Consider the following 13508-nt stretch of genomic DNA (forward strand, 5'->3'; position numbering starts at 1 on the left):
CGGCCGTGCCCGACTCGCACGCGCGCGGGCCGACCGTGCCAGACTCGCACACACGAAGACCGGCCGCACCCGGTTGCGGGTACGGCCGGCCGTGGGGGAGCGCGCTATCGCCGGATCACAGGTGGCCGGCCTTCCAGCAACCGTCGCCGTGGCAGTTCTCCAGCCTGGTCAGTTGCTTGTGGAGTTGTTTCAGCCGTGTCGTGGCCAGCCTGCCCACGATGTTGTCGAGCTCGTTCGGGTCAGTGCTCAGGTCGTAGTACTCCTTGGCGCCGCCGGCGTACTCGACGTACAGGAACTGCCGAGTGCGCATGGCGTGGTAGCTCGGCGGGTTGCCCTCCACCGGTTGCTGGCTGTCGGGATCGGTCGGCGACGGATCGACGTGGCGGTGTTCGATCATGTTGGCCTGCCGCCAGCCGCTCGCCTTCCCGTCGGCCAGGAGCGGCAGCATGCTGTGACCGTCCACGCGCGAGGGAACGGTGGCGCCCGCCATCCGTTCGAAGGTGGGCGCGAAGTCGATGTTCGAGGTCGCGGCGTCGGTCCGGCTCCCGGCCGCGACACCGGGGCCGGTGACCACCAGGGGCACCTTGATGTCGGTGTCGAACGCGGTCTGCTTGCCGGCCTGGAGCTGGTACTCCCCGAGGTGGAAGCCGTTATCGGAGGTGAAGACCACGTAGGTGCGGTTGGCGACGCCCGACTTGGTGAGCTGGGTACGCATGGCCGCGAGCATCCGGTTGATCGCCAGCATCGACTGGGCGCGCTTGCGGAACTTGCGGTCGATCTTGTCCAGTTGGCTCTGGCCGAGCCGGTCCCGCTTGGCGAGCCACGACGGCGCGTTGGCCGGCATCTTGTTGAACGCGGGGCTCCGCGGCGCCTTCAGACCGGGCAACGCGTTCTCGTCCTGGGGCGCGGGCGTCGAGGGGCTGTGCGGTGTGAAGGGCGCGAGTTCCAGCAGGAACGGCTTGCCCGCGTTCGCGGACTTCTTGATGAACGCCTTGCCCTTCTTGGTCAGGACGGTGTTCAGGTAGTCCTTGTCCTTCCCGCCGTGGGACTCGATCCGGTGGTTGTCGGAGATCTTGTAGTGGTAGCCCTCGTAGCCGGGGCCGACCACGTTCCACTGGCTCCAGCCCGGGGGCACGTAGGGCTTCTTGCCGTCGATCCTGTCGGTGGGCTTGTATCCGTTGAGGTACTTGCCCATCATCGCGGTCCGGTACCCCTTGGCGTGCAGGGCCGTGGCGAAGGTGTGCTTCTCGTCGCCGTTCGCGTGGAACTTGCCGAACCCGCCGTCCGGTGCCTCGTTGGTGAGAACCCCCGTGTTGTGCGGGAATTGGCCGGTGAAGATGGACGACCGGGAGGGACAGCACAGTGAATTGCTGACCTCGTGGTTGTTGAAGGTCATGCCCTGCGCCTGCATTTTCTGCACCTCCGGCACGTATGGCAGGAGGTTGGAGGACATGTCGTCGGTGAGGACGAACACGATGTTGGGTTTACTGGCGGCGGCATCGGCGGTGGGAAAGGAATTGGCCGCCTGCTGGACGCCCAGTGGAAGAGCCACTGCGGCGGCCAGCGTCGCCATTAGTGTGCGCGCACGAATCATGTGCCGCAGGGTGGCAGTATTGATCGGGGACGGTCAACGCCGAATCGGGCACACATATCGCTTTCCGAATTAATTCCGGAGGTGCTGCTTTAATCCGCCGCGGCGGGCGCGAGCCGGACCGTCGGCCGCACGGCGGGACCGCTGCCCACCGTCGGCAGCCCGGTCGCGCGTCCGGAAGGACCTTGGTGACACGTTTCACACGGAGCGCGCTCCGTTGTCGGAATAGGCGGGCCGTGGTCGTGGCTGCACCCCTGAGGGGCTCGCCCCCTTCAGGGGCCGTCGGGCGATGGTGCTCGGCGCGAGCCGGACAAATCCGTTCCCCGCACGCGCCGCTGGTCGCACGACCGTCGCTCACGAAAGGTTGTTCCTCCCCATGCCACTGGCTCTGCTGGCCCTGGCCGTCGTCGCTTTCGGCATCGGCACGACCGAGTTCGCCACGATGGGGCTGCTGCCCGAGATCGCCGACGGGGTCGGGGTGTCGGTACCGCACGCGGGGAACCTCGTCTCGGCCTACGCCCTCGGTGTCGTCGTCGGCGCCCCCGTACTGACCGGCATCGGCGCGCGCGTTCCGCACAAGCGGCTGCTGCTGATGCTGTCGGGGGTGTTCGTCGTCGGCAACGTGGCCTCCGCCTTCGCGCCCAACTTCGGCCTGCTGTTCGCCGCGCGGTTCCTGGCGGGGCTGCCGCACGGCGCGCTGTTCGGGGTGGGTGCCGTCGTGGCCTCGCGGCTGGTCGCGCCCGACCGGGCGGGGCGCGCGGTGTCGCGGATGTTCCTCGGGCTGACCGTGGCCAACATCGTCGGCGTCCCCGCCGGTACCGCGCTCGGGCAGCACCTGGGCTGGCGGTCGGCGTACGTCGCGGTCGCCGTCCTCGGTCTGCTCGCCCTCGCCATGCTGGCCGCCTTCGTCCCCCACCAGCCGCGCGGCCGGCACGCGGGGATCGGTCACGAACTGCGCGCGATGGGCAACCGGCACGTCGGGATCGGCCTGGTGACGGCCGTCGTCGGCTTCGGCGGCTTCTTCGCCGTCTACAGCTACCTGGTGCCGATCCTGACGCACGTGACGGGCGTCTCCGACTCCTCGGCCACGCTCGTCCTCTCGCTCTACGGCGTCGGCATGACCGTCGGCACGCTGGTCGCGGGTCCGCTGACGGACCGTGCGCTGCGGCCGACGCTGTACGCGGGGCTCGCCCTGCTCGCCACGGCGCTGCTGGCCTTCTACTTCGCGGCCGACGGCATCGTGCCGGCGCTGGTGACGCTCGTCTTCATCGGTGCGCTGGGCTCGTTCGTCACCACGCCCGTCCAGATGCTGCTGATGGCCAAGGCGAGGAACGCGCCGACGATGGCGGCGGCCTCCAACCACTCCGCCTTCAACCTGGCGAACGCGGGCGGCGCCTGGCTCGGCGGGCTGGCCATCTCGGCGGGCTGGGGCTGGGCCTCCCCCGCCCTGGTCGGCGCGGTACTCGCGGCGGCGGGCCTTGCCCTGGCGGTGGCCGGCGGGCTGGTGGACCGGGGCAGCCCGTCCGAGGTGATCGCCTCGGCCGGCGCCACGCCGGAAGCGGCCCCGGTCACGGCCGGCACACCCACGGGACCGGCCACGGCCACGGAACCGGTCACGGCCGCGGAACTGCCCGCGGGGCCGGGACCGGAAGGCCCCTCCCGTCGGAGCTAGGACCTGTCGTTTGGATCAGTTCGCAGACGCGGGGTCCGGCACGCGCATCGGGGCCCGTTGTCAGTGCCCGCTGGCAGTATCGGCGGCATGACACCATTGCTTCTCGCCGACATCGAGACCGCCGTCCGCAGCAGTTGGAGCGCCGAGACGGCCACACCCGAGTTCCGGGAGCACTGGACCAGGGACAACCCGGCCCGGGACCAGTGCGGGGTGACCGCCATGATGCTCAACGACCTGCTGGGCGGCGAGCTGATCCGCGGGGAGGTCCACGTCGACGGCCGGCGCGTGGACTATCACTGGTGGAACCGTCTGGGCATGGGCATCGAGATCGACCTCACTCGGGAGCAGTTCGCCCCGGAGGAGATCGTCGTCGGGGGCACGGTGATACCCCGCCCGCCGACGACCGAATGGCGCAGGCTCCGCGAGGAGTACGAGCTCCTCCGTGACCGCGTCCTGGAGCGGCTGGAGAGGGGGCGGCCGGCGGTGTGAACCGGCTGCCCCGCTCCGGGCCTGCCGTCACGGGCGCGTCAGCGGGTGCAGCCGAAGCTCGCGGCGCGGTCCGGGTCCCCCGCGCGGTACCGGGGCCACGTGGGGTACTCGCACAGCGGGCGGGTGCGGTCGTGGGCCGCGTCGGACACCACCGGGTTCCCGGGCGAGCGTCCCTTCTCGACCCAGTCCTCGAGAGCGGTGAGCGAGTCCCAGCTCGCGGCGAACGCGGGCGTGCCGAAGTTCGCGTGGTTGGCGCCGGGGACGACGTAGTACCGCAGGAAGTCGTGGGTCGCCCGGGCGCCCGCCGTGTCGCGGACCCGCTCGTAGTAGTCGTTCGTCGAGCGGGGCGAGACCAGTTCGTCCGCGGCGCCGTGGAGCAGGAGCAGCTTGCCGCCCGCGCGGGCGAAGGGGCGCAGGTCGGCGTCGTTGCGGTCCTCGATCGTGGACAGGTGGCTGATGCGGTCGAGCCACTTACCGGGGTGACGGGGATCCAGGTCGAGCGAGTTGTAGTGCGGGTCGCGGGTGAGGAAGTACTTGACCCACTGGTCCCAGTACTGCATGCCGTAGCCGCTGGTGACCGGCATGGGGTCGGCCGGTGCGGTGGTACCGAAGCCGAGGAACGGCGTCCGCATGTCGGCCCCCGAGAGGAACGGGAAGCCGGGGTACTGGGTCTCGCCGCTCGCGACCCGATAGCCCCATCTGAACGGGGAGGACATGGCGTCGACGGCCTTGATCTGGGGGTCCGACAGACAGGCCGGTCCGGTGTCGGTGCCGTGCGGGCAGCGCAGCGTGGCGGGGTCGAAGTGACAGCCGTCCGGGTCGGAGACGACGCCGTCCTCGGCACCGTCGAGGCCGTCGCAGGCGTCAATGACGCTGTCGTGGAGCAGCGTCTGCTTCTCCACTCCGGGGAAAGCACCGGGCCGGGAGAGGACCTGCGTCAGGTACCCCAGGTCCAGGACCTCGGCGAGGTTGTTCCAGGCGGGGTATCCGGAGATCACCCCGTCGAACGCCTTCGGCCACCGCTGGGCGACGGTGAGGGCTTCACGGCCGCCGGTGGAGCCCCCGGCGAAGTACACCTCGGCGGGCCGGGCGCGATAGGCGTGCCGGAGGAGGAACAGGCTCGCATCGCGGGTCTTCTTGAGCGCGTCACCGGCGGCGAAGTTCTTCAGCGCCTCGTCGTTGGCGCCGAAGGAGCCGTCCAGGGACGGTGGGGCGGTCGGGCTCTGCTGGTGGCCGGAGTCACTGGCGAAGGTCGCGTACCCGCGGGCCAGCGGCGCCGGCTGGTCCGTCGGGCCGAACGGCACGTTTCCTGTCAGGTCGGGGACGGTGCCGTTGTAGCCGCCGCCTCCGAACATCAGGGCCTTGCCGTTCCAGTCGTAGGGCAGGGCGACGCGCATCTTGATGTCGGGCGCGGAGGGGTCGACGGGGAAGAGGCCGGCGTCGACCTGGCAGTACCGCACCGTCTTCCCGCTGACGACGCCGGTCACGATCGAGGCCGACTCGACGCGACCCCCGGTCGTCGGCAGGCTCATGACCGACGCCGGGATCTCCGTCCCGTCCAGAGCGGCGCACCGCGGCACCGCCGCCGTACGGCCTGCCGTGTCGGGGGGTGTCGCGGCCTGGGCCCCGAGGACCTGGGTCACCCCCGCCAACAGGACCATGCTCGTCAGCACGGCGAACCGACGGGTCCTCGCGCCTCTTGCCGATGTACTGCTCACGCCGACCTCTCCTCTGCGTCGCACGGACACGGATCACGGGCAAAGCGATGCCGCGACAGTAGGGCGCCGCCACCCGGGGGTTGAGGTGCGTGCGACACACTCCTCACGGCCGCGGGGTGGGGTGTTGTTCCACCATCTCGGCGAGTTCGGGTGGGCGCAGTCGTGCGGCGTGTGCGGGCGGACGGGTGGCTGCCCCCGCGGCTCCCCGCGCTCCCACCCGTTTCTTCTGCTGTGCGCACGCTGGACACGTCCTCCCCGTCGTGGTGTCATACCTGCGGCCATTACCACGTTGTAAAACCGTCGCCCCGTCCTCGCTTCGCACAAGTGCGACAACGTTGTCAGCCCGCTCCGTTCCCCGTGAGAAGGCAGGTCACCGCATGTCCGTCAGCAGACGTACGCTCCTCGGTGCCGGCGCCGTGACGCTCGGCGCGGCAACGCTCGGCGGGCCGCTCGCGGCTCCGGCGGTCGCGGCGGTCCCCGCAGCCCCGGCGGGCCGGCCGGGGGCGGCGGCGCGGACGCCCGACGCCTTCCGGCGGCTGCCGCCCGGCAGTGTGACCGCCCGCGGCTGGCTCGCCGGGCAGCTCCGCCTCCAACTGGCCGGTCTCTGCGGCCGGTTCGAGGAGGCCTCGCACTTCCTCGACTTCGCCTCCACCGGCTGGGTCCACCCGGAGCACGACGCGTGGGAGGAGGTGCCGTACTGGCTGCGCGGCTACATCCCGCTGGCGATCGCCACGAACGACCGGCGGGCGCTGGCCCGTTCCCGCGAGTGGGTGGACGCGATCCTCGCCACCCAGCAGAGCGACGGCTTCTTCGGGCCCCGCTCGCTGCGCACCTCTCTCAACGGCGGCCCCGACTTCTGGCCCTTCCTCCCACTGCTGCAGGCCCTGCGCACGCACGAGGAGTACAGCGGCGACTCCCGTGTCGTCCCGTTCCTGACCCGGTTCCTGCGGTTCATGAACGCCCAGGGTCCCGGCGCGTTCGACACCAGCTGGGTCTCCTACCGCTGGGGCGACGGGCTCGACATCGCCGTCTGGCTGTACGACCGCACCGGCGAGCCCTTCCTGCTCGACCTGGCGGCGAAGATGCACACCCAGGGCGTCGACTGGACGGGTGCCACGCCGACCCGGCACAACGTCAACATCGCCCAGGGCTTCCGCGAACCCGCCCAGTACGGCCGGCTCACGGGCTCCGCGGACCTCACCCGCGCCACCTACCGGGCCTACGACACCGTCATGGCCGCGTACGGGCGGTTCCCCGGCGGGGGGCTGGCCGGCGACGAGAACTACCGCCCCGGCTTCGGCGACCCCCGGCAGGGCTTCGAGACCTGCGGCATCGTGGAGTTCATGGCCAGCCACGAGTTGCTCACCCGGCTCACCGGCGACCCGGTCTGGGCGGACCGCTGCGAGGATCTCGCCTTCAACATGCTCCCGGCCTCCCTCGACCCGCAGGGCACCTCCACCCACTACATCACCGGCGCCAACAGCGTCGACCTCGACAACCGCCCCAAGACGCAGGGACAGTTCCAGAACGGGTTCGCCATGCAGGCCTTCCAGGCCGGCGTCGACCAGTACCGCTGCTGCCCGCACAACTACGGCATGGGCTGGCCCTACTTCACCGAGGAACTCTGGCTCGCCACCCCCGACAAGGGGCTGGCCGCGGCGATGTACGCGCCGAACACGGTCCGCACCCAGGTCGCGGGCGGCACGACGGTGACGGTCACCGAGGAGACCGGCTACCCCTTCACGGACACCGTCACCCTCACCCTCGCCACCCCCCGGCCGGTGCGCTTCCCGTTGCGGCTGCGGGTGCCCGGCTGGTGCCGGGAGCCGGAACTGAGCGTCAACGGTAAGCCGGTCACGGCCCCGGACGGGCCCGCCTGGGCCACGGTCACCCGCACCTGGCACGACGGCGACGTGGTCCGGCTGCGGCTGCCGCAGCAAGCCCGGCTGCGGCAGTGGCCCGACCAGCACGGCGCCGTCAGTGTCGAGCGCGGTCCGCTGACGTACTCCCTGGAGATCGGCGAGCGGTACGACCGCTACGGCGGTACCGACGCCTTCCCCTCCTACGAGGTGCACGCCACCACCGCCTGGAACTACGGCCTCGTGCCGGACACCCCGCTCACCCTCACCCGGGCCCGGGGCCCCGTCCCCGCGCAGCCCTTCACCCACGACGCCGTTCCGCTGAGGCTCACCGCGCGGGCGCGGCGGATCGAGGAGTGGATCGCCGACGACGAGCACGTCGTCGCCCCGCTCCAGGACGGCACCGCACGCAGCACCGCGCCGGAGGAGACCGTCACCCTGGTGCCGATGGGCGCGGCCCGGCTGCGGGTGACGTCCTTCCCCACGGCCGCGCCCGACGGGCGGGCGTGGACACCGGAGCCGCCGTTCCACCGGATCGAGAACAGGAACAGCGGCAAGGTTCTCGCCGTGGACGGCATGTCCACCGAGAACAGCGCGCGTGTCGTGCAGTTCGACAACACCGGCACCGGCGACCACGCCTGGCAGCTGGTGGACCGGGGCGAGGGCTGGTACCTGATCCGCAACGGGCAGAGCGGGAAGGTGCTGGGGGTCGACGGCATGTCCACGGCCAACAGCGCACTCGTCGTCCAGTACGAGGACAACGGGACCGCCGACCACCTGTGGACGCTGGTCGACAACGGCGACGGCTGGTACCGCGTGCGCAACCGGAACAGCGGCAAGGTGCTCGGCGTGGACAACATGTCGACCGCCAACAGCGCGCAGGTGGTCCAGTACGACGACAACGGCACGGCCGACCATCTCTGGCGGTTCCTGTGAGGCACCGCGGCGGGCGGTGACCGGGGCCGACCCCCGCCGCGGCGGGCTGTCGGTGATCTGTCGGCGGGTGTCGGTGAGTGTCGGTACGGTCTGTCGGTGAGCTGTCGGTGGGCCCGGTGAGCCTGGTCGGGCAGGTGCTCGCGCCGAGCACACCGCCTCTCACCGACAGGAGCCCGTCATCGTGTCTTCCGCCTCCCCGAACCGGCCGTGGGACGTGCACCGGCCGCCGTCCGCCGAGGGCAGGACGTTCCTGGTCACCGGGGGCAACGCCGGGATCGGCTACTTCGTCGCGGAGCAGCTCGCCGGCACCGGCGCCGACGTCGTCCTGGGCTGCCGGGACGCCACGAAGGCCGGGGCCGCCATGGCGTCGATCCGCGCGTACGTGCCCGGCGCGCGGGTACGGCACCTCCCCCTCGACCTCGCCGACCTGTCGTCCCTGCGGGATGCCGCGGCCGGGCTCGGCACCGACCGTCTCGACGCCGTGGTGCACAACGCCGGGGTCGCGCTCGACCATCCGCCGCGCCGGGAGACGGCGGACGGCCACGAGCTGATGTTCGGCACCAACCACCTCGGCCATTTCGCGCTCACCCAGTGGCTGGCGCCCCTGCTGTGCGCGGCGCCGGCGGGCCGGGTGGTGACGGTGGGGAGCTTCGCGGCCAACTCCGAGCGGCTGGACCCGGACGATCTCCAGTCGCTCCGGGACTACCGGCCGGGGCGCGCCTACGGCCGGTCGAAGCTGGCGCAGATGGTCTTCGGTTTCGCACTCGACCGCCGGCTGCGTGCCGTCGGCAGCACGGTGCGCAGTGTGGTGGCCCACCCCGGCGGGGCGCTGGACTCGCTCACCCCGTCCCGCCCCGGGGTACGGGTGACGACGGCCGGCGAGCGGCTGCGCGGACTGCCCGCGGGGCTCCTGGTGCAGGGCAAGGAGGCCGGCGCGTGGCCGGTCGTCCGTGCCGTCCTCGATCCGGAGGTGCGGGGCGGGCAGCTCTGGGGCCCGAGAGTGTTCGGCATGCGCGGCGCGCCCCGCTGCGAGTCCGCCCGCGCCCACATGACCGACCCGGATCTCGCCGCCCGCCTGTGGGCCGCGAGCCTGGAACTGACCGGCACGGACCCGGACCTGGGCTTCCGGTAGGGCGGAGGGGCGCGGTCACACCCATACCGTCGCCGTCCACACGGTGACGGCCGCGGCGAGCAGGAGCGTCAGGTTGAGGGCGATCCGCCGGTCCCCGCGGCGCAGATGGACCCTGGTCGCCCCGAGTTGCAGCAGCACGAACCCGACGGCGGCGGCCAGGGCAAGCCAGGGGGCGATGCCGGTCAGCGGCGGAAGGACGAGCCCGAGCGCGCCGAGCACCTCGACGACTCCGATGGCCCGCACCGCCGGCATCGGGGTGGTGTCCACCCATTCCATCATCGGCAGCAGCTGCGCACGGCTGCGGATCACCTTCACGCCGCCGCCGTAGAGGTAGAACAGGGCGAGCAGACCGGCGATGATCCAATAAGCGGTCTTCATGGTTCCGTCCATGGGAAGGGGAGGGGGGGAGGAGGGTTGTGCTCCCATCCCACCGCCCGGACCGGCGACTGTCCAAGTCCCGTTCCGCAGCGCCGATACCGTGCGGGTATCGGCGCAGTACAAGGCCCTTCCCGCCGGAAATTCCTCCCGGGGCGTTGACCACCGGGTCATAACTTAGAGTAGCCTTACCTAAGTTGACCGGTGTCGGAGGTTGCGGGTGGGAGCAGGGAAGCTGACGGGGCGGGACGTCCTGGCACGGTCGGTGGGCGGACAGGCCCGGCGCGTCGGGCTCGGTGCGGCGCTCGGGTGCGTGCACCAACTCGGCGAGGCCCTGGTGCCGTTGCTCATCGGTGTCGTCATCGACCAGGCCGTCGCCGGCCGGGACGGCGAACGGCTGGTGCTGTGGCTGGTGGTGCTGGCCGTGATGTACGTGTGCCTGTCGTGGAGCTTCCGGCTGGGCGCCCGGGCCGGGGAGCGCGCCGCCGAGGAGGCCGCGCACACACTCCGGCTCGCGCTCGTACGGCGGGTCCTCGACGCGCGCGGCGGCGCCGAGGACGGGCGGCTCCCCGGCGAGCTGGTCAACGTCGCCACCGAGGACGCCAAGCGGGTCGGCGCGGTCAACATGGCGCTGATGAGCGGGATCTGGGCCGTCGCGGGCGTCACCGTGAGCGCGGTGGCACTGCTGCTGACATCCGTGCCCCTCGGTCTGATCGTACTGCTGGGCACGCCGCTGCTGCTGTGGCTCGGGCATCTGCTGAGCAAGCCGCTGGAGCGGCGCAGCGAGGCCGAGCAGGACCGGGCCGCGCATGCCTCGGGCGTCGCCGCCGACCTGGTGGCCGGACTGCGGGTGCTGAAGGGACTGCGCGCGCAGCGGGCGGCGATCGAGCGGTACCGCCGCACCAGTCAGGACTCCCTGGCGGCCACCCTGCGCGCGGCCCGGGCCGAGTCCTGGCAGACCGGGCTCGTCCTGACCCTCACCGGAGCGTTCCTCGCACTGATCGCGCTGGTGGGCGGGCGGCTGGCGCTCGACGGGTCCCTCACGCTCGGGCAGTTGGTGTCCGCGGTCGGCCTCGCGCTGTTCCTGCTCGGGCCGTTGGAGACGTTCGCCTGGGTCAACACCGAACTGGCGCAGGGGCGGGCCTCGGCCGCCCGGATCGCGCGGGTGCTGGACGCCGGGCCCGCCGTGGTGGGCGGGAGCGGCCCGGTGCCGGCGCCGGTGCGCGGGGAGCTGCGGCTGCGGGGCGTGCGGCTCGGCGGTCCGGACGGCGTCGATCTCGACGTACCGGCGGGGCGGCTGACCGGCATCGCGGTGACGGACCCCGCCGCGGCGGAGGCGCTACTGCGCTGTCTGGGCCGGGAGACGGACCCCGAAACCGGCTCCGTGGAGCTCGACGGCACCCCGCTGACCGCCCTGGACCCCACGGCGCTGCGGGGCGCGGTGCTCGTCGCGGCCCACGACGCCGCCCTGTTCGACGGCTCGCTCGCCGACAACGTGACCCTGGGGACGGAGTCCGCCGCCACGGAGGTCGACCCCGCCCTGGTCGCGTCCCGCGCCGACGAGGTCGCCGGTTCCCTGCCGTACGGTCTCGCCACCGCGGTGGGCGAGGGCGGCCGGTCGCTGTCCGGCGGGCAGCGGCAGCGGGTGCTGCTGGCGCGGGCCCTGCGCGCGGAGCCGCCCGTGCTGGTCGTGCACGATCCGACGACCGCCGTCGACGCGGTCACCGAGGCCCGCATCGCCGAGGGGCTGCGCGCGTACCGGCAGGGGCGCACCACGGTCGTGGTGACCAACAGCCCGGCCCTGCTCGCCGTCGCCGACCGGGTCGTCCTGCTCGACGGCGGCCGGATCGGCGCCGAGGGCCGGCACGCGGACCTCGTACGCACCCACCCGGCCTACCGGACGGCGGTGCTCGCGTGACCACACCGGCCCCCTCCCCCGCCTCCGCCCCCGCCTCCGCCTCCGCCTCCGCCGAGCTGCTCCCCACCGCGACCCCCGCCCGCACCCGGGCCGCCGTACGCGAACTGCTGCGTCCGCACCGGGGGTTGGCGGCGGCCGGGCTCGGGCTGATGGTGGCCGCCACGGCCGTCGGGCTGCTCACCCAGCCGCTGCTGGGCCGCATCGTCGACGTGGTCACCGAGCACCGCTCCGCCGACGCGCTCACCACCCCCGTCCTCGCCCTCGCCGCCGTCGCGGCCGTGCAGGGGGTCACCACGGCGCTGGGCATGTCCCTGGTGTCCCGGCTCGGCGAGACCGTCCTCGCCCGGCTGCGCGAACTGTTCGTGGAACGGGCGCTGTCCCTGCCGCTGGAGCGGCTGGAGCGGACCGGTTCCGGCGATCTCAACGCCCGGGTCACCCGGGACGTCTCACGGGTCGCCGAGGCGGTGCGCACGGCGCTGCCCGAGCTGGTGCGCTCCGGGCTGTCGATCGTGCTGACCGTGGTCGCACTGGCCGTACTGGACTGGCGGTTCCTGCCCGCCGCGCTGCTCGCTGTACCCGTGCAGGCGCACACCGCGCGCTGGTACGTGCGCAACGCCGTGCCGCTGTACGCGAAGGAGCGGATCGCCACCGGCGCCCAGCAGCAGCAACTGCTGGACAGCATCGGCGGGGCCCGGACCGTACGGGCCCACCGCCTCCAGGACGCCCACCTCGGCCGGGTCACCGCACGCTCGCGCGGCGCCGTGGAGCTGACCATGCGCGGGGTGCGGCTGGTGCTGCGCTTCTACGGCCGGCTGCACATCGCGGAGTACGTGGGGCTCGCCGCCGTGCTGGTCACCGGGTTCTGGCTGGTGCGCTCCGGGTCGGTCTCGGTGGGCACGGCCACGGCCGCCGCGCTGTACTTCCACAGCCTCTTCGGCCCGGTCAACACCGCGCTCGTCCTCCTCGACGACGCCCAGTCGGCGACGGCGGGACTGGCCCGGCTGGTGGGTGTGGTCGACGAACCGCCGGCGCCCGTCACACGGTCGGACGACCGGGGTGCGGGCGACCCCTCCGTCGTGCTGTCCGGTGTCGTGCACGCGTACGTGCCCGGCCGGCCCGTGCTGCACGGGGTCGACCTGGAGGTGCGGCCCAAGGAGCGGGTCGCGCTGGTCGGCACCACGGGCTCGGGCAAGACCACCCTGGCCAAGCTGGTGGCGGGGCTGCACCGGCCGCAGGAGGGGAAGGTCGAGGTCGCGGGCGTCGCACCCGACGAGTCCGGGCGCACGGTCGGACTCGTCACCCAGGAGGTGCACGTGTTCGCCGGGCCGCTCGCCGACGATCTGCGGCTGGCCCGCCCGGACGCGAGCGAGGAGGAGCTGCGGGAGGCGCTGACCGCGGTGGGCGCCCTGGGCTGGGTCGAGTCCCTGCCGGAGGGCATCGCCACGGTCGTCGGCGACGGCGGCCACCGGCTCACCGCCGACCGTGCCCAGCAACTCGCCCTGGGCCGGCTGCTGCTGGCCGACCCGCCGGTCGTGGTCCTCGACGAGGCCACCGCGGAGGCGGGCAGCTCCGGCGCACGGCTGCTCGACGAGGCCGCGGAGCGGACCCTGCGCGGCCGTACCGCCCTGGTCGTGGCGCACCGGCTCAGCCAGGCCGCCACCGCCGACCGGGTCGTCGTCCTGAGCGAGGGCCGGGTCGTGCAGAGCGGCACGCACGACCAACTCCGCGCCACCGAGGGGCCGTACGCGGACCTGTGGGCCGCCTGGTCCGGCAGCCGCTCCCCCGACGACGTCCACGAACCCGGCTGAGCCCCCGGCC

Annotated in this window: 9 protein-coding genes; 6 read left to right on the forward strand and 3 right to left on the reverse strand. The window is 72.7% G+C overall.

Going from position 1 to position 13508, the window contains the following annotated elements; genetic code table 11:
- Positions 1 to 115 precede the first annotated feature (115 nt).
- Positions 116 to 1552 carry a sulfatase-like hydrolase/transferase gene (locus OIE12_RS01250; protein WP_329130743.1) on the reverse strand — a complete coding sequence of 479 codons (1437 nt, stop codon included), beginning with the start codon at positions 1550 to 1552 and terminating at the stop codon, positions 116 to 118.
- 415 nt (positions 1553 to 1967) lie between these two features.
- On the opposite strand from OIE12_RS01250, the gene OIE12_RS01255 reads away from it, so the two are divergent.
- Together OIE12_RS01255 and OIE12_RS01260 are read left to right on the forward strand one after the other, a co-directional pair.
- On the forward strand, positions 1968 to 3263 hold the full coding sequence (locus OIE12_RS01255) for an MFS transporter (RefSeq protein ID WP_329130745.1): 1296 nt from the start codon (positions 1968 to 1970) through the stop codon (positions 3261 to 3263).
- Between the two features lie 87 nt (positions 3264 to 3350).
- Positions 3351 to 3752, forward strand: a complete 402-nt coding sequence (locus tag OIE12_RS01260) for a YunG family protein (RefSeq protein ID WP_329130747.1) — start codon at positions 3351 to 3353, stop codon at positions 3750 to 3752.
- A gap of 38 nt (positions 3753 to 3790) precedes the next feature.
- On the opposite strand, the gene OIE12_RS01265 is transcribed toward OIE12_RS01260, so the two are convergent.
- A complete protein-coding gene (locus OIE12_RS01265; RefSeq protein ID WP_329130749.1) occupies positions 3791 to 5470 on the reverse strand; it encodes a tannase/feruloyl esterase family alpha/beta hydrolase in 1680 nt (559 codons plus the stop codon).
- 377 nt (positions 5471 to 5847) lie between these two features.
- On the opposite strand from OIE12_RS01265, the gene OIE12_RS01270 reads away from it, so the two are divergent.
- Together OIE12_RS01270 and OIE12_RS01275 are read left to right on the forward strand one after the other, a co-directional pair.
- Positions 5848 to 8265, forward strand: coding sequence for an RICIN domain-containing protein (locus OIE12_RS01270; protein WP_329130751.1), 2418 nt, complete (start codon positions 5848 to 5850; stop codon positions 8263 to 8265).
- Between the two features lie 181 nt (positions 8266 to 8446).
- On the forward strand, positions 8447 to 9397 hold the full coding sequence (locus tag OIE12_RS01275) for an SDR family NAD(P)-dependent oxidoreductase (protein ID WP_329130753.1): 951 nt from the start codon (positions 8447 to 8449) through the stop codon (positions 9395 to 9397).
- A gap of 15 nt (positions 9398 to 9412) precedes the next feature.
- On the opposite strand, the gene OIE12_RS01280 is transcribed toward OIE12_RS01275, so the two are convergent.
- On the reverse strand, positions 9413 to 9775 hold the full coding sequence (locus OIE12_RS01280) for a DoxX family protein (protein ID WP_329130756.1): 363 nt from the start codon (positions 9773 to 9775) through the stop codon (positions 9413 to 9415).
- 217 nt (positions 9776 to 9992) lie between these two features.
- Between OIE12_RS01280 and OIE12_RS01285 the strand changes: the two genes are divergently transcribed.
- On the forward strand, positions 9993 to 11690 hold the full coding sequence (locus OIE12_RS01285) for an ABC transporter ATP-binding protein (RefSeq protein WP_329130758.1): 1698 nt from the start codon (positions 9993 to 9995) through the stop codon (positions 11688 to 11690).
- Entirely contained in the window at positions 11687 to 13498 is a 1812-nt protein-coding gene (locus OIE12_RS01290; protein WP_443053735.1) for an ABC transporter ATP-binding protein, read from the forward strand. Before OIE12_RS01285 ends, OIE12_RS01290 begins: the two co-directional genes overlap by 4 nt.
- Positions 13499 to 13508 lie beyond the last annotated feature (10 nt).

This window comes from Streptomyces sp. NBC_00670, assembly GCF_036226765.1.
In the GTDB taxonomy this organism is placed as follows: Bacteria; Actinomycetota; Actinomycetes; order Streptomycetales; family Streptomycetaceae; genus Streptomyces.